The sequence below is a fragment of the Rhodococcus indonesiensis genome, assembly GCF_047782815.1.
GTDB lineage: Bacteria > Actinomycetota > Actinomycetes > Mycobacteriales > Mycobacteriaceae > Rhodococcus > Rhodococcus indonesiensis.
The window spans coordinates 1,067,416-1,089,985 of sequence record NZ_CP180630.1 but is presented as its reverse complement, the minus strand read 5'-3'; the positions used below and the strand labels follow the sequence as shown (position 1 = coordinate 1,089,985).

The following is a 22,570-nucleotide window of genomic DNA, read 5'->3' as shown; positions in this document are numbered from 1 at the left end:
CGTGTCCTCACATCCGGCGGCGGTAGCGCACCGCACACGGCTGCGCGAGCTGCACCACCATCTTGGAATGGTCGTTGCGGTAGGTTCCGGACGGCTGGGACATTTCGAATTCGTAGTCCCGCAGCAGGACCGAGAAGATCGCCTTGAGCTGCATGAGGGCGAACGCCGCTCCCACGCATCGGTGCCGGCCCGCCCCGAACGGGATCCAGGTCCAGCGGTTGACGATGTCTTCCTGCCGTGGATCGATGTAGCGGCCCGGATCGAACGAATCGGGCTCCGGAAAATCTTCCGGGATGCGGTTGGAGATCGCCGGGGTGGCGCCGACGAGATCGCCCGCCCCGATCCGATACCCCTCGACCTCGAAGTCGCCGCGCGCGACGCGCAGCAGCAGGATCAGCGGCGGGTGCAGCCGCAGCGTCTCCTTCAGGACCGCCTCGAGCAGCGGGATCTGCCGCAGGGCATGGAAACTCACGCCCTCACCGTCGGCATAGAGGACGTCGAGTTCGTCGGTGACCCCGCGCAGGTACTGCGGGTTGCGCAGCAACTCGATCAGTGCCCAGGCCGCCGTTCCCGACGTGGTGTGGTGACCGGCGAACATCATCGAGATGAAGATGCCGGTGATCTCGTCCGCGCTGAACCGCTTGACACCGTCCTCGTCCTCGATCGAGACGAGGACGTCGAGCATGTCGCGATCCTCCTTGCCCCTGGGCGGGTTCGCGATGCGGTCGACCATGATCTCCTCGACGAGGGCGACCAGCCCGCGACGTGCCTCGTCGCGGCGACGGAAGCTCTCGATGGGCGCGTAGGGGTCGACGAAGGCGAGCGCGTCGGTGCCCTTCTCCAGGTCGTGGTACAGGCGCGCGAACCGGCTGTCGAGCTGGTCGCGGAACTTCTTGCCGATCAGGCAGGCCGAGGACGTGTAGATCGTCAGCTCCGCGAAGAACTCCAGCAGGTCGATCTCCCCCTCGTCGCCCCATCCCGCGACGATGTCCCGGACCTCGCGCTCGATCGTGGCCGCGTGGCCCTTCATCTGTTCGCCGCGCAGTGCGGAGTTGTGCAGCATCTCCTTGCGGCGCTCGGGACTGGCGTCGAAGACCACACCCTGGCCGAAGACCGGCTTCATGAACGGGTACGCGGCCTGCTGGTCGAGGTCCTCGTCGGCGGAGCGGAAGAAGAACTCGTTGGCTCGCGCTCCGGAGAGCAGCACGACGTTGCGATCAGCGAGCCGGAAGACGCCGACGTCGCCGCACTCCTCGCGGACGCGCTTCAGCAGACCGATGGGGTCGGTGCGCAGCTCCTCGAGGTGGCCGTGTTCGTGCTCGCCTCCCGAAACGCGCGTAGGTGTGATGATCGTGGTCATGCGGGGTCCTTTCCCCGGGAGTCCTCCCGCAGAGGCGCTTCCGGCTGCACCTCGGTGAGCACCAGGTGGGTGCCGCGCGGGGCCGAGACGACGGCGACGACGGCGTTCGCGATCTCGGAGGCGCGGAGGAAGTACGCGTGCCGCGCGAAGCCCCACCTGGTCCAGTCGGCGAGCAACGGTTCGATGACCTCGGCGGGGGCGTCGAGCCCCATCCCGGTCTGCGTCGGGCCCGGACGCACCACCGAGGCGCGCACCCCGGTGCCCTCGAGTTCCATCCGCATCTGGCGCACGAGCGCCTCGAGACCGGTCTTGGCGGCGACGTAGGCGCCCATGCGGGGCCGTGCGACATCGGCGCAGTCCGACCCGATAACCACGAAGTCGCCGCGGCGCCGTTCGATCATTCCCGGCAGCACGCGATGGACGAGACGTTGTGTACCCACGAGATGGACGTTCACCTGGAACTCGAACCGGTCCGGACTCATCTCGTGCACGAGCCGGAAGTCCATGTCGCCGGCGCCGGACAGGACGATCTCGGCGGGGCCCAGGGCGTTCTCGGCGGCGATGACGAACTCGTCGACCGAGTCGGTGGACGACACGTCGAGGACGTGTGCGAAGGCCTCGCCGCCTTCGCCGCGGATCTTCTCCGCGAGGGCCTCGCACTGTTCGACGCGCCGGGCGCCGAGGGCGACGGGGTGACCCACGGCGGCCAGCGCGAACGCGGTGGCCGCGCCGATGCCGGAGGAGGCGCCGCTGACGATCGAGGGCCGGCGCGGCGGATTGGGCTCGAATCTAGGCATGTCGTCGGGCCACCTCTACGGGAAGGGCCGCGAAGCCTCGGACGTTGGTGGAGTGGACGCGCTCGCATCGGTCGAAGTCGACGTCGTAGTCGGCGACGCGCGCGGCGAACTGTGCGAGCGCGATGTTCGCCTCGAGACGCGCGAGGTGGGCACCGAGGCAGAAGTGCACGCCGCGACCGAAACTGGCGATCTTGGAGGCGCTGTCGCGGCCGATGCGGAACGTGTCGGGATCGGCGAACACCTCGGCGTCGCGATTGGCGGAACCGATGAGCAGCAGCACCTTGTCGCCCGCACGGATAGCGCCGCCGTGGAGTCCGATGTCGGTGGTGGCGGTTCGCGCGACGATCTGGCTGGAGGTGTCGTAGCGCAGTGTCTCCTCCACCCAGCCGGTGACGGTGTCCGGATTGGCGAGGACGCCGGCCAGCTCGTTCTTGTTCTTCGCTCCCCAGTACAGCGCGTTGCCGAGGAGTTTGGTCGTGGTCTCGTTGCCCGCGACGACCATCAGGAACATGAAGCCGATGATCTCGTCGTCGGCGAGGCGGTCTCCGTCGATCTCGGCGTCGAGGAGGGCCGAGGTGAGATCCTCGGCTCGGTGGGTGCGGCGGTGCGCCAGCAGATCCGCGTAGTAGCCGACGAGTTCGAGCGAGGCCTCCATCGCTGCGACGGGCACGTCCAGCACGCCCTGCTCCCGGTGCACCACCAGGTCCGCCAGCCGGCGCAGTTCGGCGCGGTCGGCCTCGGGCACACCCATCAGTTCGGAGACGACATCCATCGGGAGTTTGCCGGCGAGGTCCGCGATCCAATCGAATTCGGCCTTCTCCAGCGATGTTTCGAGGTATCCGAGAGTCAGTTCGAGGATGCGGCCGCGCAGCTCGGCGACCCGGCGGGGGGTGAATCCCTCGGAGACGAGCCGGCGCATTCGCATGTGGCGCGGGTCGTCCATCGCGAGGAACGACATCACCTTGTGGGCGTGAGGTCCGTAGGCCGACGGATCGAGGGAGACGCCGTTGGCGCTGGAGAGTCGGGTGTGGTCGCGGAAGGCCGCGACGACGTCGGAGTGGCGGGACAGGGCCCAGAAGCCGAGGTCGTCGTTGCGGTAGAGCGGCGCTTCCTCGCGCAGACGCCGGTAGAGCGGGTACGGGTCCTCGTGGAAGCCGTAGTCGTAGGGATCGAACAGGAGCGGTTCGAGCGAAGCCTGAGTCATGCGCTACTCCAATAGCAGTGCGGCGGAGGTCTCCAGCCGATCGGCAATCTTCTCGTAGGTTTCGTATCCCATTCCCGCGCGGACGAGGGCGCCGGCGTAGAGCATTTCCAGCGCCTCGATCTCGTCGGGATCGGCGTCGGGGCCGAGGGCCGTCGCGAGCCGCGCCCGGATGTCGAGGCCGATGCGGGTGCGCAGGTGTTCGACGTCCGGATCGCGGCCGAGCAGTGCGCTGGTGACCGCACCGGCGAGTTCGGGCTCGTCGGCCATCATCAGCGCGACGTTGCGCAATACCGCGACCACCCGGGCGACACGGTCGGTCGTGGCCGCCTCGGGTTCGGGCGAGGCGGCGAGCCGACGCCAGAACACTTCTGCGACAAGGTGTTCCTTGGACGAGAAGTAGGTGTATGCGGTCGCGGGTGCGACACCGGCCCGGGCGGCGACGTTGCGGACGGTCAGTCCTGCGAACCCCTCTTCCCGCAGGACCTCGACGGCAGCGCGCGTCAGGCGATCCACGGTGTCGGCCTGCTTCTCGGTGAGACGGCGGCGAGTGGATTCGAGATTCACATTTCTGGACACGTGTCTGGACATTACTACGGTCGCCTGTCCGAGGCAACGGTCTCGGGATACCGGTCAACCCCTCGGATACACCCGCACGGGCATGGATTTGATGCCGTTGACGAAGTTCGAGCGCAACCGCCGGACCGGCCCCGCGGGCTCGACGCGCTCGATCCGGCGCGCCAGGGTCTCGAACAGGATGCGCAACTCCAGTCGTGCCAGGTGGGCACCGAGGCAGAAGTGCACGCCGGTGCCCCCGAACGCCACGTGCGGATTGTGGCTGCGCCCGATGTCGAAGACGTGCGGGTCGTCGAAGACGTCCTCGTCCCGGTTCGCGCTCGGGTAGTACACGATCACCTTGTCCCCCGCTCCCACGGGCTGGTCACCGATCCTCGCCGGGCACGTCGGGGTGCGCCGGAATCCCAGCACGGGAGTGACCCAGCGGAGAATCTCCTCGACCGCGCCGGCGGCGAGTTCCGGTTCGGCCTGCAGGCGGCGCCACTGCTCCGGATGGTCGACGAACGCCTGCATGCCGCCGGCGGTGGCGTTGCGCGTCGTCTCGTTCCCGGCCACCACCAGCAGCACGAAGAACATGTCGAACTCCATCGCGGACAGCGTGTCGCCGTTCTCGTCCGGCTGGACGAGCCTGGTGACGATGTCGTCGCGCGGCTCCATCCTGCGCGCCGCGGCGATCTCGTCGGCGTACAGGAAGATCTCTGCCGCGGCGAGTTCGCCGTCGGCCCGGGTGTTGCCGTACTCCGGGTCGTCGAACCCGATCATCCGGTCGGACCAGTCGCAGAGCCTGCCGACGTCCTCCCGGGGTGCACCGAGCAGGGCGGCGATCACCTCGAGCGGAAGCGGAGCGGCGGCCACCGGTACGAAGTCGACGACCGCACCGTCGCGGCCCCGCTCGATCAGATCGTCGACGACGCGGTTGCAGATCTCGCGGATGTGCCCCTCGAGCGTCCGGACCATCCGGGGCGTGAATCCGCGGCTGACAAGCCGGCGCAATCGGGTGTGCTCGGGCGGATCGAGGTTGACGAGCATCGCCGCCTGTTTGAGGCGGGTCTCCTCGTCGAACTCGTCGATCTGCGTCGTGCCGAGCGCCGACGAGAACGTGGCACTGTCGCGCGAGACCGCGATGACGTCCGCATGCCGCGTCACTGCCCAGTAGCCGGGTCCGTCCTCCTCGTCCTGCCGGTAGACCGGACAGCTGCGCCGCAGCTCGTCGAAGAAGGAGTGCGGGACGCCTTCGGTGTAGAGGTCGGGGTTCTTCAGGTCGATACGTGATGCCGTCACGGGACCACCTCGCACGTGTTTACGAATGACCGTCGTTCAGAAACTACACACATTCGTCAGAAATGGAAGACCCGTAGGATGTGCGCATGGGGACCGAAGGGAAGAGGCCGGTTCGCCGCCGAAATCTCAGCCGCGAAAAGGTGATCGACGCGGCTCTGGCGGTGGTGGACGAGTCCGGCTGGGAGCAGCTGACTATGAGCACGCTCGCCGGCCGTCTCGGCATCGTCACCGCCTCGCTCTACAACCACGTCCGCGGACTCGACGACGTCCGCGGTGAGATCCAGGTGCGGACGATGACCGATCTCGGTGCCCGGCTCCGCGAGGTGGCAATGGGCCGCAGCGGACCCGAGGGCCTGCGCGCCCTCATCGATGCGCACCGGGCGTGGGCCGCCGAGCATCCGCACCGTTACCAGGCGCTGACGGCGGAGCCGAGCAACCGCAGCGCCCTGCTCGCGGCGGCTCTCGACGCGAATTCGGCCCTCCGCTCGATGCTCGCCTCGTGCGGGGTGCCGGAAGAGGACACCCTCGAGGCCGCGGTGAGCCTGTTCACCGCGATGCACGGGTTCGCCGTGATCGTGCGCAGCGGCTTCCTCGGCGACGAACTCGACCTCGACCGCATCTACGAAAACGTGGTCGCGGGCGCGCTGGCCGCCGCTCGCGCCGCCTCCGCGCGATCCTGAGTCCGCCGTCGTCGGGGAATCCGCAGACCTTCCCGGGGCCCGTTCACGCGTGCCGTCGCCGCCGCGCCGGTCGGCGGCATTGCGCCACCCCACGGGCCGAACTATAGTCCAGACAGCTGTCCAGAAAATGAGGGGCATCACATCGTGCCGCCGCCGGCACCCGGCGCTCCTCCGGACCCGTTCCGATACCGCCCAGCCACGCCGCCCCGACGAACGGAAGCACCGATGTCCCTGATTCCGACCGGCAGCTCGGCCCTGCTCGTCGACGGCAAACTCGTTCCCGGTTCGGGAGGCACGTTCGACGTCGTGAACCCGGCGACGGAGGAGGTGCTCGGCACCGCCGCCGACGGCACCGCCGCCGACACGGACGCCGCGCTCGAGGCAGCCCGTCGCGCCTTCGACACCACCGGCTGGTCCCGCGACCACCCCTTCCGCGCCCGCTGCCTGCGTCAGCTCCGCGATGCTCTGCGCGGTCACCTCGAGGAACTGCGGGCGATCACCATCGCCGAGGCCGGCGCCCCCCGGTTCCTCACCACCGGGGCCCATCTCGAGGGACCTGTCGGCGACCTCGGGTACTTCGCTGATCTGGCCGAGAACTACGCGTGGCGCCAGGATCTCGGCAACGCTGCGCCGATGGGAATCCCCACCCACCGCTACATGCTCCGTGAGGCGGCCGGTGTCGTCGGGGCGATCACCCCGTGGAACTTCCCGCACCAGATCAACTTCGCCAAGCTCGGGCCTGCGCTCGCCGCGGGCAACACCGTGGTGCTCAAACCCGCGCCCGACACCCCGTGGTGCGCCGCGGTGGTGGGCCGGATCCTCGCCGAGGACACCGACATTCCACCGGGGGTCGTGAACATCGTGACCTCGAGCGATCATGCCGTCGGCGCCCTGCTCGCCACCGACCCGCGGGTGGATCTCGTGTCGTTCACCGGATCCACCGCCACCGGCCGGTCGGTGATGCGCGCCGCCTCGGACACCGTGAAGAGGGTGTTCCTCGAACTCGGCGGCAAGTCGGCGTTCATCGTGCTCGACGACGCCGATCTCGGCGCCGCATGCTCGATGGCCGCCTTCACCGTGTGCACCCATGCCGGACAGGGCTGTGCCATCACGACCCGCCTGCTCGTTCCCCGGAACCGCTACGAGGAGGCGGTCCGCGTCACCGCCGACGCGCTGCGCGGCATCCGGCCCGGCGACCCGGACGACCCCGGCACGGTGTGCGGTCCGCTGATCTCCGAGCGTCAGCGTGCACGGGTCGAGGGCTATCTGAGGCTCGCCGTCGAGGAGGGCGGGACGATCGTCGTCGGCGGCGGCCGCCCCGCCGAGCACGAACGTGGCTTCTTCGTCGAACCGACACTGATCGCCGGGGTGGGCAACGACGCACGGGTCGCCCGGGAGGAGATCTTCGGGCCGGTCCTCGTGATCCTCCCCTACGACGGCGACGACGAAGCGATCCGCATCGCGAACGACTCCCCCTACGGCCTGTCCGGAGCCGTCTGGGGCACCGACAAGGACCGGATCCGCAGAGTCGTCGAGCGGGTCCGCACCGGCACCCTGAGCGTAAACGGCGGGATCTGGTACGCCGCCGACGCCCCGTTCGGCGGCTACAAGCAGTCCGGAACCGGCCGTGAGATGGGTGTGGCCGGCTTCGAGGAGTACCTGGAGACCAAGCTCGTCGCCGAACCGGCGGCACGGTAGGGAGGCTACCGACATGACCCGCAACGCAGGACGTTTCGTCGACCGTACCGCGATCGTCACCGGATCGGCCCAGGGCATCGGTGAGGCGTACGCCAAGGCCCTTGCCGCCGAAGGCGCTTCGGTCGTCGTCGCGGACATCGACACCGAGCGCGGAGAGCACGTGGCCGAGCAGATCGTCGCCGACGGCGGGACCGCCGCCTTCTCGCGCGTCGACGTGTCCGATCCCGGTTCGGCCGCCGACCTCGCCGCGTTCACGGTCGAGACGTTCGGCGGCATCGACCACGTCGTCAACAATGCCGCCATCTACGGTGACATGAAACTCGATCTGCTGCTGACGGTTCCGTGGGACTACTACAAGAAGTTCATGAGCGTGAACATGGACGGCGCGCTGAACGTCACCCGCGCGGTGTGGCCGCACATGACGGCGCGGGGCGGCTCGATCGTCAACCAGTCGTCGACCGCCGCCTGGGTGTATTCGGGCTTCTACGGCCTGGCCAAGGTCGGCGTCAACGGCCTCACCCAGCAACTGGCCGCCGAACTCGGCGGGTCGAGCATCCGTGTCAACGCGATCGCCCCGGGACCGATCGACACCGAGGCCACCCGCACTGTCACTCCGAAAAGCATGGTGACGGAAATGGTTTCCAGGCTGCCGCTGAAACGTATGGGCATGCCCGAGGACCTGGTGGGCATGTGCCTGTTCCTGCTCTCCGACGAGGCGGACTGGATCACCGGACAGATCTTCAATGTCGACGGCGGCCAGGTGATCCGCTCGTGACCCGGCTCGGCTGCATCGGCCTCGGCAACATGGGGGCGCCGATGGCGAAGCGACTGCTGGACCGGCCGGGTGGGCTCACCGTTCTCGACACTCGACCCGAGGCCGTCGCGCCGTTCACCGCGGCCGGCGCGCGAGCCGCCGACGACCCCGCCGACCTCGCGCGCGAATGCGACATCTTCTGCATCACCGTCGTCGACGACGCCCAGGTCCGCACAGTCGTGGCGGGGCTGCTCGGCGCCGCGCGGCCCGGCACGGTCGTCGCGGTCCACTCGACCGTCGCCGACACCACCGCCGTGGACCTCGCCGCCGAATGCGCCGAGCACGGAATCGAACTCGTCGATGCTCCCGTCAGCGGCGGGGCACCGGGCGCCGAGCAGGGCCGGCTCGCGGTGATGGTCGGCGCCTCCGACGCGGCGTTCCACACGGTGCGCGAGCCGTTCTCGTGGTTCTCCGACCTCGTCGTGCACGCCGGTCCGGTCGGCGCGGGCACCCGGATGAAGCTGGCCCGGAACCTGCTGCACTTCGTGTCGTTCACCGCGGCCGCGGAGGCACAGCGCCTCGCCGAGGCGGCCGGACTGGACATCACCGCGCTCGGGAAGGTGGTCCGCCACACCGACGCGATCAGCGGGGGCGCCGGGGCGATCATGCTCCGGGACACCACCGCACCGATCCCGCCGGACGACTTCTGGTTCCCGATTCTCGACCACGTGCGCGCCCTCGGTGAGAAGGACCTGTCGCTGGCCCTGGGTCTCGGCGCCCGGCTCGGCGTCGACCTGCCCCTCGCGGCGCGCGCGCTGGGCGACCTCGGTCCGGGTCTCGGGGTGGGTCGAGGCGAGGACGCAGGACGGAAGGAGCCCGCATGACCGACGACCGCCGCCGCCGTGGCCTGGACATGATGTCGCAGGTGTACGGCTGGGAGATGCAGGACGGACCCGGCGACCATTTCGCCGTCACCGCAGACCACCTCTTCGCCGACATCTGGTCCCGGCCCGGACTCAGCATCCGCGACCGGCGGCTGCTGCTGCTCGGCGCGCTCACCGCGCAGGGGCTGATCGACGTGGCCGAGATCCAGGTCGGGGCGGCACTCCACAACGAGGAACTCGACGAACGGCAACTGCAGGAGATCGCCCTTTTCCTGTGCCATTACGTCGGGTGGCCACTCGGCACCAAGCTCGACTCGATGATCGGCGGCGTGCTCGCCCGGCGCCGCAAGGCGGCGAAATGAGCTGCCGCCGGTGCGGCGCAAGGGAGTGAGCAGTGCAGGACTTCGCGGACCGGCCGGGCGCGGCCCTCGTGGCAGGCGGCACCGGCGGGATCGGCCGGGCGGTGTGCCGGATGCTGGCCGAGCGCGGCAGCGACGTCGCCTTCACGTTCCACCGCAACGACGCGGCCGCTGCAGATCTGGAGACGGAACTGCGTGCACTCGGCGCGACGGTGCTGCCACTGCAGGTGAAGTTGAGCGACAGCGCCGCGGCCGCCGGGGTCGTGGACGCGGCCGTCGCAACCTTCGGTGCGCTGCACACTCTCGTCCACGCGGCGGGACCGCACGTGCCGATGGTGCACCTGAGCCGGGTGACCCCCGCACAGTTCCGGGACCAGCTCGTGGGCGACGCGGGCGCGTTCTTCAACCTCGTCCACGCGGCACTGCCCCGGCTGCGGGAGTCGCGGGGCAACATCGTCGCCGTGACGACGGCGGCGACCCGCAGGTTCCCGGTCCGGGACGGCCTGTCGGCCGGACCGAAGGGTGCGGTCGAGGCCCTCGTGCGGGCGCTGGCGGTCGAGGAGGGCCGATTCGGGGTGCGGGTCAACGCGGTGGGACCCGGCATGCTCACCGACGGCACGGCCGCCCGGCTGATCGGGTCCGGGGACCTCGACGAGCACGCACTGTCGGTCGCGCGGAACAACATTCCGCTGCGATGCTTCGGCGACGCCCACGACGTCGCCGAGGCCGTCGCCTTCCTCGCCTCGGACCGGGCGGACTTCGTGTCCGGGCAGATGCTCGCCGTCGACGGCGGTTACGGCGCCTGACCTGCCTCGGCGGCTCGTCGGGTGTCGCGCCGGAACCGGTGGTGGGTACTGTGTTTCCAATACGTACCGCTTCCGAGCACACCGTGGACCGCAGCGAACGGAGACAGATCATCATGCCCCGCACCACCCTGCCCCGGGAGACGATCGAGCTGGCCGAGGCGACACCGGGTTTCATGCCGATCGACGAGGGCACGGCCCTGCACGACGCCGCAGTGCGGTACCTCGGTGACGGGGTCGGCGTCGAGATCGGCACCTACTGCGGACGCTCGACCGTCTATCTCGGTGCCGCCGCGAAGGCCACCGGGGGAACCATCGTCACGATCGACCATCATCACGGGTCCGAGGAGCACCAGCCCGGGTGGGAGTACCACGATCCGGCCCTCGTCGACCCGCACACCGGGCGTCTCGACACGGTGGGACGGTTCCGCCACACCCTGGCCGACGCGGACCTCGAATCCCACGTCGTGGCGGTGCTGGGACGATCCGGCCAGGTCGCGGAGTTCTGGCGGACGCCCGTGTCGTTCGTGTTCGTCGACGGTGGTCACAGCAGCGAGGCGGCGCAGGCGGACTACGCGGGCTGGGCGCCGTGGGTGCGTGTCGGTGGCGCCCTGATCATCCACGACGTGTTCCCCGACCCGAAGGACGGCGGTCGCCCCCCGTACGAGGTCTACCTGCGCGCACTCGGGAGCGGCGAGTTCACCGAGGTGTCGGTGACCGGTTCGCTGCGCGTGCTCGAACGCACGTCCGGCACCGCCGGAGTGCTGCCGGGCTGACGGCTCAGACCGTCACCCGGCAGTCCTCGTGACAGCTCTCCGCCGCGACCCAACCGGCGGGTGCGGTGGCGTCGCGGAACACGCCGTTGCCCGCGGTGCTGCGGGAGAGCGCGTCGGCGGCGAGGACGACCGCGGCGCTGGTCCAGGAGCTCTTCTCCACGGGCCAGCGCTTGCCGTCCGTGAAGACCATTCCGGTCCAGTACGATCCGTCCGGGTCGCGGAGGTGCTGCATGGCGGCCAGCAGATTCCGGGCCGTCGTGGTCTCCCCGATCGCGTCCAGAGCGAGCACGAGTTCGCACGTCTCGGCACCCGTCACCCACGGCCGGTGGTCGACACAGCGAATGCCGATGTCGCCGACCACGAAATCGTCCCAGCGCTCCCTGATCCGTTGCCGGGCCGGCGCACCGCGCACCGCCCCGCCGAGGATCGGGTAGTACCAGTCCATCGAGTACTCCGGCTTGGGCGTGAACGCCTCCGGATGCCGTCGCAGCACGTGGCCGAGCCGGTACCACGCGACCTCCCAGTCCGGATGCGGGTCCCCGACCACCTCCGACAGACGCAGCCCGCACTGCAGACTGTGGTGGATGCTCGAACACCCCGTCAGCAGGGCTTCGTCGGCCGTGCCGTGTTCACCGCGCGCCCAGTAGATCTCGCCGCCGGGCGTCTGCAGCTCGAGCACATGGTCGAGGGCTGCCCGCACCGTCGGCCACAAGCGCACCACATGGTCGGTGTCGCCCGTGACGAGGTAGTGGTGCCACACCCCCACAGCGATGTACGCGGTGAAGTTCGTGTCGGCGTCATGGTTCTCGACGACGTCCCCGCGGAACTGCATGGGCCACGAGCCGTCCGGGCGCTGGGTCCGACGGGACCAGTCGAAGGCTGCCTCCGCCTCCTCGAGCAGCCCCGCGGCGGTGAGCGCCATCGCGGACTCGATGTGGTCCCAGGGGTCGGTGTGACCGCCGGGGAACCACGGGACAGCTCCGGAGGGCTCCTGCATGTCGGCGATCGCACGGGCGGTCTGCAGGCACTGTTCCTCCGACAGCACCCCGGGCACGGCCGGAACTACCCGCCGTGCCCCGCCGGGGCGGAAGTCAGCGGCCGACAACGGGAACCGTCGGCTTCTCGAGGTAGAACACGACGCTCTTGCCGAGCACCGGGTTCAGCAACGACTCTGCGGTGCGGGTCAGCCACGGCCCCTGCATCAGGTCCCACACGAGGAGCCGGTGATATGCCTTCGTCAGGGGGTTGTCGTCGTTGTCGACGCCGACGGCACACTTGAGCCACCAGTACGGCGAGTGCAGGGCGTGGGCGTGGTCCCGGCCGCGCACCGTCAGGCCGGCGGCGGTCAGTTTCGCTGCCAGCTCGTCGGCCTTGTAGATCCGGACATGGCCGCCCTCGACCTCGTGATACGCGTCGGACAGCGCCCAGCAGACCTTCTCCGGCAACCACCGCGGGACGGTGACGGCCGCGACGCCGCCGGGCTTGAGTATCCGCACGAATTCGGCGATGGCGCGGTCGTCCTCGGGCACGTGCTCGAGCACCTCGGAGATTAGCACCACGTCGAAGGTCTCGTCGTCGTAGGGCAGGGCGAGGGCGTCGCCCACCTCGGCCCGGGCCAGTGCTCCCTCGGGTACCTGGCCCTCGAGTTCCATCGCCGCGAACATGTCGCCGACGGCCTTCATGTCCTCCGCGCTGCGGTCGAACGCCACCACGTCGAGGCCCCGGCGGTAGAGCTCGAACGAGTGCCGTCCGGCGCCCGCGCCGATGTCGATGGCACGGTCGCCGGGTTCGATCCCCAGCCGGTCGAAATCGACTGTCAGCATCAGACTTCGGTCCTTCCTGCCTGGGCTGCAACGGTATCCCGGTAGGCCTGGGCGGTCCGGGCTGCCACGGCCGCCCAGCTGAATCGCTCGAGCACCCGGGCCCGCGCCACCGACCCCAGCCGGGCCCGTTCGGCGGGATCGTCGAGAACCCGTGCCAGCGCCGCAGCCAGCTGTTCGCTGTCGCCCGGTGGCACGAGGATGCCCGCATCGCCGACCACCTCGGGAATCGCGCCGGCCCGGCTCGCCACCAGCGGCGTGGCACAGGCCATGGCCTCGACTGCGGGCAGCGAGAACCCTTCGTAGAGCGACGGAACGGCAGCCACCTGCGCCGAACCGAGCAGTTCGGCCAGTTCGCCGTCGTCGATCCCGGAGACGGTGCGCACCGAGTCCCCGATGGCGAGTTGCTCGATCAGCTTCTCGGTGACGCCGCCCGCGGCGAGCTTGGTGACGAGCACCAGCTCGACCTGCCGCTCGGTACGGAGCTTCGCCACCGCCTCGAGCAGATTGGCGACGCCCTTGAGCGGTGCGTCCGCGCTGGCCACGCACACGATGCGGCCGGCCACGCGTTCGGTCGCCGGCGGGGCGAAGACCTCCGTGTCCACCCCCAGCGGGATCGTGCGCAAGCGCCCGTCGGGGATGTCGAACGCGGTACGGATGTCGTCCTCGGAGGATTTCGAGACAGTGAGCAGGGTCGGGATGCGTCGCGCCACCCGGGCCTGCATGCGCAGGAATCCGTACCACCGGCGCAACGTGATCTTGCGGCGCAGCGTCGGGGCGCTCGCGAGGTCCAGCTCCCGGTCGCGGGTGATCGGATGGTGGATGGTCGCGACGAGCGGCAGGCCCGCGTCCGCGATCCGGAGCAAGCCGTAGCCGAGACACTGGTTGTCGTGCACGACGTCGAATTCCCCGGCCCGGTCGCGCAGCAGCCGGGCCACGCGCAGGCTGAAGGTCAACGGCTCCGGGAACCCCGCCGTCCACATCGTGCCCAGTTCGAGAAGGTCGATCGTGTCGCGGATTTCCCGCGGGTGCGGAAAGCGGAACGGGTCGTCGTCGCGATAGAGGTCGAGGCTCGGGACCTTCACCAGGGTGACCCCGTCGTCGAGCTCGGGGTACGGCTGACCGGAGAACACCTCGACGTCGTGACCGAGTGCCGCGAGTTCGCGGCTGAGATGTCGAACGTACACGCCCTGACCACCGCAGTGCGGCTTGCTGCGGTACGACAGCAGAGCTACTCGCACAGATCACCTCGTTCGTCGTGTCACCGGAGTGCGTCCGTCCGGAAGATCGAACTCACTCTAGAACATGTTCTCGCCCGACACCCGACCCGGCTCTGCCCTGCGGATCAGCGCCGGATCCGCACCGGGTCCGGTGCAAACTGAACGTACAGCGTGGGGACATGTTCCGCCGTCGAAGACCCGCCGGAAGACAGGACGGCGGGAACCGATCCGCGCCGATGGGCGCGGCTGCACCGGACGACACGAAGGCCCGGTCCGTTTCGGGACCGGGCCTTCGCCGTGAAGCGACCCTGACGGGACTCGAACCCGCGACCTCCGCCGTGACAGGGCGGCGCGCTAACCAACTGCGCCACAGGGCCGTGTGCATCCCCGGAAGGGGATTTCCACAGAAAACCCACCGCCGGGCGGTGGGCCTACCGTATGAAGTTGTGTGGTGGCCAGGGCCGGGATCGAACCGGCGACCTTCCGCTTTTCAGGCGGACGCTCGTACCAACTGAGCTACCTGGCCGGACGGCACCCGAACCGAATGCCAATTGCCAACTCTGCGACCCTGACGGGACTCGAACCCGCGACCTCCGCCGTGACAGGGCGGCGCGCTAACCAACTGCGCCACAGGGCCATGCTCTTCACTTGTGGTCGAACAGTACTGCATGCGGTGATACTGCTTCCGCAAGCGTACCCCCTACGGGATTCGAACCCGCGCTACCGCCTTGAAAGGGCGGCGTCCTAGGCCGCTAGACGAAGGGGGCCCGCCGGATTACTCCGACCCGCACCCTCAACGGGTTCGCGTTCCGTTGGGAGCTTGGATAGCTTAGGACACCGGTTTCCGGATTCACAAATCAGCAGGTCACGCCGATTGTTCACCTTCCACGCGCGACTCCGGCCCACCACGCCGCCGCTCGAGCCACTCCGGCGCGGCCGTCGCCTCGAGGCACACGTCCAGGCATTCCGCGAACCGGGCCCGCACATCGACGTCCTCGGCGGTGAGATCGTGGAAGTAGCGCTGGCCGGCCAGGCACGCCCCGAGCACACCCAGGAACCGTTCGAGGTCGACTCCGGCGCGGAACAGCCCGAGGTCCCGCGCCTCGACGGCCAGCCGGCGGCCGGCGGCTCCCCACACCGAGCTGCCGCGCAGCTTGGCCTCGGCGTCGAACTCGGGTTCGGTCACGAGTTTGAACTCCGCCCGGATGATGACGTCGCTCTGCAGTGCGTCGGCGAGATCTCCGACGAGGCCGTGCAACCGCTCGAAGGGATCGAGCCCCGGCGCGTTCAACCACCGCTCGGTGATCACCCGATAACGTTCGAGGCCCTCCGCGAGCACCGCCCGGGCGAGTTCCTCCTTCGAATCGAAGTGGAAGTACATCGCGCCCTTGGTGGCCCCGGAGTGCTCGAGAATCGCATTGACCGAGGCGGCGCCGTATCCGCGCCGGGCGAATTCGATCGCCGCGGATTCGACAATGGCCGCGCGGGTGCGCCGCGCCCGCTCTTGCTGACGTGACATTGGGGGTTCGTGCCTCCGAACGTGACCGGCGGTCCCCCCCGATCGCCACTGTAGCCGCCGCCCGACCGGCACGCGCGCAGCCAGGCATTTCCCGCCTTCGCACGGAACACACCAAGTGGTATGCTTTTACCCGGCTCGGGTGCGCCGCAGGGGGTGCGCACCCGAGCCTTCGAGCGGCACGCCCGTCCGATACTGTTGACCGGCGCAATGCAGTTAGACTGTGCGCCCACGCCCCTATAGCTCAGTTGGTAGAGCTACGGACTTTTAATCCGCAGGTCCCAGGTTCGAGCCCTGGTGGGGGCACTGCGACACTCCCGGGCCACCGGCAGGAACGGACACTCCCGGCCACCGGCCCGCGTCTCGCCGCACCTCGTCGCCGCCGGCTAGTCCGGCGCGCCGGCCACCCTGCCCGGACGGTCGCTTCGCAACTCCGGCTCGTCCCGGGCCCGCTCGCGCTCGAGATCGCGGCCGCGTTTGCGGTACATGAAGCTCAGCGCGGCGAACACGAGGAACAGGACCACTCCGACGACGGCGCCGACGAGCGTCGCGCCCCGGAATCCGGGGGCATCGACGTCGAGGATCCGCTCCCCCGCATGGGCCGCGTTCCCGCTGCCCAGCACGATGCTCAACGTCATCAAGTTGGGGATCGCCACCACCACGGCGGCGACGACGAACACCACCTGCAGGACGCGATGACGTCGCCACGTCCGGATCCGCCACACCGCGGCGAACAGGGCCAACGGCACGAAGGTGCACACCATGCCGAACAGCAGGCCCCAGGCCGTCCCGCGGGCGAAGCCCGCGTCGGCCAGCCCGGCGACCCGCTGTGCCCACCATCGAGGGACGAACGCCGCCAGCGCGAAGTACGCGACCACCAGTGCGAGCACGGCGGCGACGCTCCACAAGGCCTTCTTCGCCCACGGGGGAAGTCCCGACCGCTGTGCCGTCTCGTTGCCCGCCATCACGTAGTTCCCCTTCCGGGTCCGGTGTGCCGTCACCTCAGATTACGGACCCGCGCACCCGACACGGCGTCCGAATCGCCGGTTCCGCGCTGCTACCGCACCCGAACTGTGGTTAGGGTGTCATCGCTCACGAAACCGATCCGGCGATCGATGGGAGTGGCGTGCGCAGCTTCGTGGACCTCGGCCTGTTCCTGTCCGCCGTCGCCCTGGGTATCGGCTCGTTCCTACCGGTGCTGGCCGGGGCCCGGCCTACCGAGATCCCGTTGACCGACCTGCGCGACGGGATCTCGGCCGGCGACGTCTCCGCTCTCGGCGCAGCCGACCTTCCGGTCCATCAGACACTCGCGGCACCGCTCGTCCTCGCCGCCGTCCTGCTGCTCCTGGCCGCCCTGTTCGATTCGGCGGTCGCGGGCTGGGCCGGGGTGGTACTCGGTCTCGTCGCGACCGGCGCCTTCGCGGTGCGGGTCCACCAACAGTTCGACGACTACGTGCGGGCGAACCACGCGACCGCACTGACGAACCAGACCGGGTTCGTGCTGCTCCTCAGCGGGTTGGGGGTCGCGCTGCTGTGCGCGGTGATCGCGGGGCGGCGGACGTCCGCGTAGCCGAAACGCCGACGTGGAACCGCGACCGGGGCGACGACGGTGACTACCCTCGGTGCCCATGTCCTCACTCGACGAACTCCTCTCGCAGATCCCGGTCGACCAGATCGCTCGTCGACTCGGCGTGGACGAGCAGACGGCGGCCACCGCGGTGCGGGCCGCACTGCCCACGCTCGTCGGCGGCCTCGAGGCGAATACCCGGGATCCGGACGGCGCCACGTCCCTGCTGTCGGCGCTCGACCAGCACCGCGACTCGCCCCTGCTCGAGGGCGGGGTGAACGTGACCGATGTGGACACCGCGGACGGCGACCGGATCGTGTCGAACGTGTTCGGCGACAACAAGGACCGGGTCGTGCAGACGCTGGGCCGCGCCGACGGCGCGGGCGGCAGCGACCTGGTCGCGCGGCTGCTGCCCATCCTCGCTCCGATCGTGCTGACGTACCTGGCCCGGCAGGCCGGGAAGTCCGGCGAGCCGGGTGGCCTGAGTGATCTGCTCGGCGGGCTCCTGCGCAGCGCGTCGGGCGGCACGGGAAGCGGGGGTGCTTCCGGCGGCCTCGGCGGAGTTCTCGGCAGCGTCCTGGGCGGCAACGGCGGCGGCCTGGGCGATCTGCTCGGCGGACTCCTCGGTGGCGGCAAGCGCTGAGGTTCCGGACGGGACACGGGCTCATTCCCGCGCGTCGCGCCGGGGTGCCGAGTCCACCCGGTAGGATAACGACGTCACCGCCTGTGAAGGGTCCCATCGGCGGTCAGGCCCTGGTCGGCCGAATTTGGAGTACGTCACAGACATGCAGGCACCGAACCTACGGTGCCGTAGCCTGTAATTCGTTCGTGATACGCAGAGTTGTAGAGAGGTATACGGAATGACGCGAGTTCTGACTCAGCTGGAGCTTCTGCGCGAGCTGGAGCCCGTCGCCGAGGCGAACGTCAACCGCCACCTTTCGATGGCCAAGGACTGGCACCCCCACGACTACGTGCCCTGGGACGAGGGACGCAACTTCGCCGCGATGGGCGGCGTGGACTGGGAGCCCGAGCAGTCGAAGCTCGACGAGGTCGCCAAGGCCGCGATGATCACCAATCTGCTCACCGAGGACAACCTGCCCTCCTACCACCGCGAGATCGCCGAGAGCTTCTCCCGCGACGGCGCGTGGGGCACGTGGGTGGGCCGCTGGACCGCCGAGGAGAACCGCCACGGCATCGTGATGCGCGATTACCTCGTCGTCACCCGCGGCGTCGACCCCGTCGCTCTCGAGAATGCCCGCATGGAGCACATGACCAACGGGTTCGCCTCGCCCAACGAGGTCGGGATGCTGCACTCGGTGTCGTACGTCACCTTCCAGGAGCTGGCCACCCGCGTTTCACACCGCAACACCGGCCGGGCGTGCCACGACTCGATCGCCGACAAGATGCTCCAGCGCATCGCCGCCGACGAGAACCTGCACATGATCTTCTACCGCAACATCTGCGAGGCGGCTCTCGATGTGGCTCCGGATCAGACCCTTGCGGCGATCACCGACGTGCTGAAGAACTTCCAGATGCCGGGCGCCGGCATGCCCAACTTCCGCCGCAACGGCGTGCTGATGGCCAAGCACGGCATCTACGACCTGCGTCAGCACCTCGACGAGGTGGTCATGCCGGTGCTCCGCAAGTGGCGCATCTTCGAGCGTGAGGACTTCGGCGCCGAGGGCGCCCGCATCCTCGACGAGCTCGGCACCTTCCTCGAGGAGCTCGAGAAGCAGGCGGTCAAGTTCGAGGAGATGCGCGATCGGTCCCTCGCCCGCGACGCCGCCCGTCGCGAGCGCACCGAAGCCGCATCCTGATCCTCGCCGCTGCGTGATTCGGGGGCAGCGTCCCCGAACAGCTATCCTGTGCCCGGTGCCGGATTCGGCGCCGGGCACAGTTGTACGCACTTCTTCTTCACGCCGTCTTCGAGGTTCTTCATGTCATCCCTTCGCATCGGCTCGCTCGAGTTGAACAGCCCGGTCGTGCTCGCGCCGATGGCGGGAATCACCAACGTCGCCTTCCGCACTCTGTGCCGCGAGCTCGAACTCGAACGCTCGGGAAGCACGTCGGGGCTGTACGTGTGCGAAATGGTCACCGCCCGGGCACTCGTCGAACGTCATCCCGTCACCATGCACATGACGACGTTCGGCCCCACCGAGACGCCCCGGTCGTTGCAGCTGTACACAGTCGACCCGGACGTCACCTACCAGGCCGCGAAGATGATCGTCGACGAGAACCTCGCCGATCACATCGACATGAACTTCGGCTGCCCCGTGCCGAAGGTCACCCGCAAGGGCGGCGGCTCTGCCCTGCCGTACAAGCGACGGCTGTTCGGCAACATCGTCGCGGCCGCCGTCCGCGCGACCGAAGGCACCGACATCCCGGTGACCGTGAAGTTCCGCATCGGTATCGACGCCGACCACCACACCCACCTCGACGCCGGCCGGATCGCTGCCGGCGAGGGTGCCGCCGCCGTCGCGTTGCACGCCCGCACCGCCGCCCAGCGGTACTCGGGTGAGGCGGACTGGAACGAGATCGCGCGGCTCAAGGAGCACGTCACCGACGTACCGGTCCTGGGCAACGGCGACATCTTCGCAGCCGAGGACGCCCAGAAGATGATGGAGCAGACCGGCTGCGACGGCGTCGTCGTCGGCCGCGGATGCCTCGGCCGGCCCTGGCTGTTCGCCGAGCTCAGCGCCGCCCTGAACGGCACCCCCATGCCCACCCCGCCGAACCTCGGCGAGGTGGCGAGCATCATGCGCCGGCACGCCGAACTGCTCGCCGACCACCACGGCGAGGACCGCGGCATGCGCGAGATCCGCAAGCACATCGCCTGGTATCTGCGCGGCTTCCCGGCCGGCTCCGACGTGCGCAACGCCCTGGCGCGCGTGTCCGGCCTCGCCGAACTCGACGAGTTGCTCGGCCGCCTCGACCCGACGGTGCCCTTCCCCAAGGACGCGGAGGGCCCTCGCGGCCGCCAGGGCTCCCCCGGTACCGTCGCACTGCCGGACGGCTGGCTCGACGACCCCGAGGACTGCATGGTGCCGGCAGGTGCCGACGTCATGCACTCGGGCGGCTGACGTCGACTCGGCAGTGCGAACCGGATGAACCGGACCGTACCGGACTCTTGTTCGGCGGACACGTCGATCCGGATCGAGGCCGCCAGTATCATGACGGGATCGCCGTGGTGGCGGGTGCGTACGAAAGCGGGACATCCGCGGAGAGGCGAGGGAATCGGTGGGTGAGGAGCACGATTCGGGCCTGCCCGACAGTCGCGCTCCGTGGGAACGTCCTATCGCCGACTCCGGGTATCGCAGCTCACGAACCGGCCGGGCACGCCGGCGCCCGGTGGATCTACCCGGCGACGCCGGACCGCCGCCCACGGCCCGCGGTGCCGAAACCGGCCGTCCCCGCCGCTCGGCCACTCCGGGCGAGAACCCCGACCAGGTCACCGTCGCGGCGCTGATGAACAAGGTGGGGCGCGACGGCAACCCCGTCCGCCGCCCCGAACCCGAACCGGCCGCGCCGAACCCGCAACCCGTCCGTCCGCCGCAGCCACCGCCCGTCGACGACGACCCCACCGAGAAGATCCCGGCCGTCGGCTCCGCCCCGCCGGACAGCCCGCCGCCCGAGCCCCCGCGCGACGACCGCGCCGACGGACGGAACGACGAGCCCGACCAACCGGTCGCGCTGCCCCAGGCGGTCGGGGACAACGGCCCGAGCAGACTGGCTCTGAGCAAACGACGCAAACGCCGACGCCTCGCGACGGCGGGCCGCACCGTCCTGGCCCTGCTGTCCGTGCTGACCTTCGTCGGCAGCGGCCTGGTGTGGGGCTACGTGCGGTCCACCGAGGCAGGGTTCGCCCAGATCGCGGCGCTGGACACCGAATCCACCGACATCGTCGACCCCGGCGGACAGACCGGCGACGAGACCTACCTGATCATCGGCACCGACACCCGCGCCGGCGCGAGCGGCGAGATCGGTGCCGGCACCGAAGCCGAAGCCGAGGGCGCTCGCGCCGACACCGTCATCCTCGTCAACATCCCCGCCGACCGCAGTCGCGTCGTCGCCGTCTCCTTCCCGCGCGACCTGGACGTGACACGGCCCGTGTGCCGGGGCTGGGACAGCACCACCGGCGAGTACACGTCGGAGACGTTTCCCTCCGCCGAGGGCGACAAGCTCAACGCCACCTACGCGCTGGGCGGGCCCAAGTGCCTGGTGAAGGTGATCCAGAAGCTCTCCGGCCTGAAGATCGGACACTTCGTCGGAATCGACTTCGCCGGCTTCGAGAGCATGGTCGACGAGGTCGGGGGCGTCGAGGTGTGCACCCCCACCCCCCTGGTCGACGGGGAACTCGGCACCCTCATCGAGACCGCGGGCACCCACACCCTCGGCGGCCGGCAGGCGCTGGACTACGTGCGGGCACGAAAAGTCGAGTCGGAAGGAAACGGCGACTACGGACGTATCACCCGGCAGCAGAAGTTCCTGTCGTCGCTGCTGCGCTCGGCGATGTCGAACAAGGTCCTGTTCGACCCGGGCAAACTGAACGGGTTCATCAACGCGTTCACCCGAGCCACGTTCGTCGAGAACGTCGACACCGAGTCGCTCGTCCGGCTCGGTCGCTCGCTGCAACGGGTCGAAGCCGGCGCCGTCACCTTCCTCACCGTGCCCACGGCCGGAACCAACGAGTGGGGCAACGAGATCCCGCGTCTCGACGACATCGAGGCGATCTTCCGCGCGATCATCGACGACGACCCGCTCCCCGGGGAGAAGCGGAACGCTCCCGAGCCGGAATCGTCTGCGCCCCCGCCGGCGGCGGCCCTGCCCGCACAGACCGCAGTGGATCCGTCGACGGTGTCGGTGCAGGTATCCAACGCGTCCGGCGCGTCCGGCCTCGCGGCCCGAACCGCGGAAGAACTCGGCGCCTACGGTTTCCCGATCTACAGCGTCGGCAACTACTCCGGCACGAGCAAGGAGACCGTCGTGCGCTTCGCGCCCGGGCAGGAAGCCGAGGCGTTGACTCTGGCATCCGCGGTGCCGGGGGCTGTACTGCAGGAATCCGCGGACCTCGGCGGCATCGTGGAACTCGTCCTCGGCACCGGATTCGTCGGCAGCATCACCGCTCCGACCGAGGCGGGGTCGGTCCTGCCGACGGTGCCGATCCAGGCTGCCGAGGAGAACGAACTGCCGGTGGACCTGTCGATCACCAACGCGGGCGACGACTCCTGCGCGTGAGCAGCCCGGTCATTCACCCCTCGTTCACCCGCTGCTCGTGAAC

At 69.5% G+C, this 22,570-nt stretch carries 22 protein-coding genes and 5 tRNA genes; 13 read left to right on the top strand and 14 right to left on the bottom strand.

Going from position 1 to position 22,570, the window contains the following annotated elements; genetic code table 11:
- Positions 1–7: 7 nt before the first annotated feature.
- From ACM26Y_RS05125 to ACM26Y_RS05105, 5 genes are all read right to left on the bottom strand, one after another.
- On the bottom strand, positions 8–1,360 hold the full coding sequence (locus ACM26Y_RS05125) for a cytochrome P450 (RefSeq protein ID WP_416062822.1): 1,353 nt from the start codon (positions 1,358–1,360) through the stop codon (positions 8–10).
- Positions 1,357–2,157 carry an SDR family oxidoreductase gene (locus ACM26Y_RS05120; RefSeq protein WP_416062821.1) on the bottom strand — a complete coding sequence of 267 codons (801 nt, stop codon included), beginning with the start codon at positions 2,155–2,157 and terminating at the stop codon, positions 1,357–1,359. The genes ACM26Y_RS05125 and ACM26Y_RS05120 overlap by 4 nt, the downstream gene beginning before the upstream one ends.
- Complete coding sequence (locus ACM26Y_RS05115) at positions 2,150–3,361, bottom strand: cytochrome P450 (protein ID WP_289378122.1); 1,212 nt, start codon at positions 3,359–3,361, stop codon at positions 2,150–2,152. Before ACM26Y_RS05115 ends, ACM26Y_RS05120 begins: the two co-directional genes overlap by 8 nt.
- A 3-nt stretch (positions 3,362–3,364) precedes the next feature.
- The gene (locus ACM26Y_RS05110) at positions 3,365–3,925 is read right to left on the bottom strand and encodes a TetR/AcrR family transcriptional regulator (protein WP_289378157.1); all 561 of its coding nucleotides are present in this window, start codon (positions 3,923–3,925) and stop codon (positions 3,365–3,367) included.
- Between the two features lie 66 nt (positions 3,926–3,991).
- Positions 3,992–5,215: a cytochrome P450 gene (locus ACM26Y_RS05105; RefSeq protein WP_416062820.1), complete on the bottom strand. Its 1,224-nt coding sequence runs from the start codon at positions 5,213–5,215 to the stop codon at positions 3,992–3,994.
- 86 nt (positions 5,216–5,301) lie between these two features.
- On the opposite strand from ACM26Y_RS05105, the gene ACM26Y_RS05100 reads away from it, so the two are divergent.
- The 7 genes from ACM26Y_RS05100 (at position 5,302) to ACM26Y_RS05070 (ending at position 11,169) form a co-directional block, all read left to right on the top strand.
- Positions 5,302–5,895: a TetR/AcrR family transcriptional regulator gene (locus ACM26Y_RS05100; protein WP_371382918.1), complete on the top strand. Its 594-nt coding sequence runs from the start codon at positions 5,302–5,304 to the stop codon at positions 5,893–5,895.
- A 225-nt stretch (positions 5,896–6,120) separates the two neighbouring features.
- The gene (locus ACM26Y_RS05095) at positions 6,121–7,593 is read left to right on the top strand and encodes an aldehyde dehydrogenase (RefSeq protein WP_416062819.1); all 1,473 of its coding nucleotides are present in this window, start codon (positions 6,121–6,123) and stop codon (positions 7,591–7,593) included.
- 13 nt (positions 7,594–7,606) lie between these two features.
- Positions 7,607–8,368, top strand: a complete 762-nt coding sequence (locus tag ACM26Y_RS05090; RefSeq protein ID WP_416062818.1) for an SDR family oxidoreductase — start codon at positions 7,607–7,609, stop codon at positions 8,366–8,368.
- Positions 8,365–9,231, top strand: coding sequence for an NAD(P)-dependent oxidoreductase (locus ACM26Y_RS05085; protein ID WP_416062817.1), 867 nt, complete (start codon positions 8,365–8,367; stop codon positions 9,229–9,231). Before ACM26Y_RS05090 ends, ACM26Y_RS05085 begins: the two co-directional genes overlap by 4 nt.
- Complete coding sequence (locus tag ACM26Y_RS05080; RefSeq protein ID WP_003936491.1) at positions 9,228–9,593, top strand: carboxymuconolactone decarboxylase family protein; 366 nt, start codon at positions 9,228–9,230, stop codon at positions 9,591–9,593. The genes ACM26Y_RS05085 and ACM26Y_RS05080 overlap by 4 nt, the downstream gene beginning before the upstream one ends.
- A gap of 32 nt (positions 9,594–9,625) precedes the next feature.
- Entirely contained in the window at positions 9,626–10,396 is a 771-nt protein-coding gene (locus tag ACM26Y_RS05075) for an SDR family NAD(P)-dependent oxidoreductase (protein ID WP_416062816.1), read from the top strand.
- Positions 10,397–10,509: 113 nt separating this feature from the next.
- Positions 10,510–11,169 carry a class I SAM-dependent methyltransferase gene (locus ACM26Y_RS05070; protein WP_289378115.1) on the top strand — a complete coding sequence of 220 codons (660 nt, stop codon included), beginning with the start codon at positions 10,510–10,512 and terminating at the stop codon, positions 11,167–11,169.
- 4 nt (positions 11,170–11,173) lie between these two features.
- On the opposite strand, the gene ACM26Y_RS05065 is transcribed toward ACM26Y_RS05070, so the two are convergent.
- The 8 genes from ACM26Y_RS05065 to ACM26Y_RS05030 all read right to left on the bottom strand — a co-directional run bounded on the left by ACM26Y_RS05065 (position 11,174) and on the right by ACM26Y_RS05030 (position 15,728).
- On the bottom strand, positions 11,174–12,274 hold the full coding sequence (locus ACM26Y_RS05065; RefSeq protein WP_289378113.1) for a prenyltransferase: 1,101 nt from the start codon (positions 12,272–12,274) through the stop codon (positions 11,174–11,176).
- Complete coding sequence (locus tag ACM26Y_RS05060; RefSeq protein ID WP_003936495.1) at positions 12,261–12,992, bottom strand: class I SAM-dependent methyltransferase; 732 nt, start codon at positions 12,990–12,992, stop codon at positions 12,261–12,263. Before ACM26Y_RS05060 ends, ACM26Y_RS05065 begins: the two co-directional genes overlap by 14 nt.
- On the bottom strand, positions 12,992–14,230 hold the full coding sequence (locus ACM26Y_RS05055; protein WP_054371131.1) for a glycosyltransferase family 4 protein: 1,239 nt from the start codon (positions 14,228–14,230) through the stop codon (positions 12,992–12,994). The genes ACM26Y_RS05060 and ACM26Y_RS05055 overlap by 1 nt, the downstream gene beginning before the upstream one ends.
- Positions 14,231–14,512: 282 nt before the next feature.
- Positions 14,513–14,586: transfer RNA gene (locus ACM26Y_RS05050), tRNA-Asp, on the bottom strand.
- Positions 14,587–14,658: 72 nt separating this feature from the next.
- Positions 14,659–14,735, bottom strand: a tRNA-Phe gene (locus ACM26Y_RS05045).
- Positions 14,736–14,772: 37 nt separating this feature from the next.
- Positions 14,773–14,846, bottom strand: a tRNA-Asp gene (locus ACM26Y_RS05040).
- A gap of 57 nt (positions 14,847–14,903) precedes the next feature.
- A tRNA-Glu gene (locus ACM26Y_RS05035) sits at positions 14,904–14,976 on the bottom strand.
- Between the two features lie 98 nt (positions 14,977–15,074).
- Positions 15,075–15,728, bottom strand: a complete 654-nt coding sequence (locus ACM26Y_RS05030; protein WP_416062815.1) for a TetR family transcriptional regulator — start codon at positions 15,726–15,728, stop codon at positions 15,075–15,077.
- Positions 15,729–15,958: 230 nt separating this feature from the next.
- On the opposite strand from ACM26Y_RS05030, the gene ACM26Y_RS05025 reads away from it, so the two are divergent.
- Positions 15,959–16,031: transfer RNA gene (locus ACM26Y_RS05025), tRNA-Lys, on the top strand.
- 80 nt (positions 16,032–16,111) lie between these two features.
- Here ACM26Y_RS05025 and ACM26Y_RS05020 read toward each other — a convergent pair.
- Positions 16,112–16,690 carry a hypothetical protein gene (locus ACM26Y_RS05020; protein ID WP_416062814.1) on the bottom strand — a complete coding sequence of 193 codons (579 nt, stop codon included), beginning with the start codon at positions 16,688–16,690 and terminating at the stop codon, positions 16,112–16,114.
- A 161-nt stretch (positions 16,691–16,851) separates the two neighbouring features.
- Here ACM26Y_RS05020 and ACM26Y_RS05015 point away from each other — a divergent pair, with 161 nt between their 5' ends.
- The 5 genes from ACM26Y_RS05015 to ACM26Y_RS04995 all read left to right on the top strand — a co-directional run bounded on the left by ACM26Y_RS05015 (position 16,852) and on the right by ACM26Y_RS04995 (position 22,527).
- Positions 16,852–17,295, top strand: a complete 444-nt coding sequence (locus ACM26Y_RS05015) for a hypothetical protein (protein ID WP_416062813.1) — start codon at positions 16,852–16,854, stop codon at positions 17,293–17,295.
- Positions 17,296–17,353: 58 nt separating this feature from the next.
- Entirely contained in the window at positions 17,354–17,935 is a 582-nt protein-coding gene (locus ACM26Y_RS05010) for a DUF937 domain-containing protein (RefSeq protein ID WP_416062812.1), read from the top strand.
- Between the two features lie 217 nt (positions 17,936–18,152).
- Positions 18,153–19,109, top strand: a complete 957-nt coding sequence (locus ACM26Y_RS05005; protein ID WP_289378106.1) for an acyl-ACP desaturase — start codon at positions 18,153–18,155, stop codon at positions 19,107–19,109.
- A 120-nt stretch (positions 19,110–19,229) separates the two neighbouring features.
- The gene (gene dusB / locus ACM26Y_RS05000; RefSeq protein WP_416062811.1) at positions 19,230–20,372 is read left to right on the top strand and encodes a tRNA dihydrouridine synthase DusB; all 1,143 of its coding nucleotides are present in this window, start codon (positions 19,230–19,232) and stop codon (positions 20,370–20,372) included.
- A 157-nt stretch (positions 20,373–20,529) separates the two neighbouring features.
- Entirely contained in the window at positions 20,530–22,527 is a 1,998-nt protein-coding gene (locus tag ACM26Y_RS04995) for an LCP family protein (RefSeq protein WP_416062810.1), read from the top strand.
- The last annotated feature ends 43 nt before the right edge of the window (positions 22,528–22,570 follow it).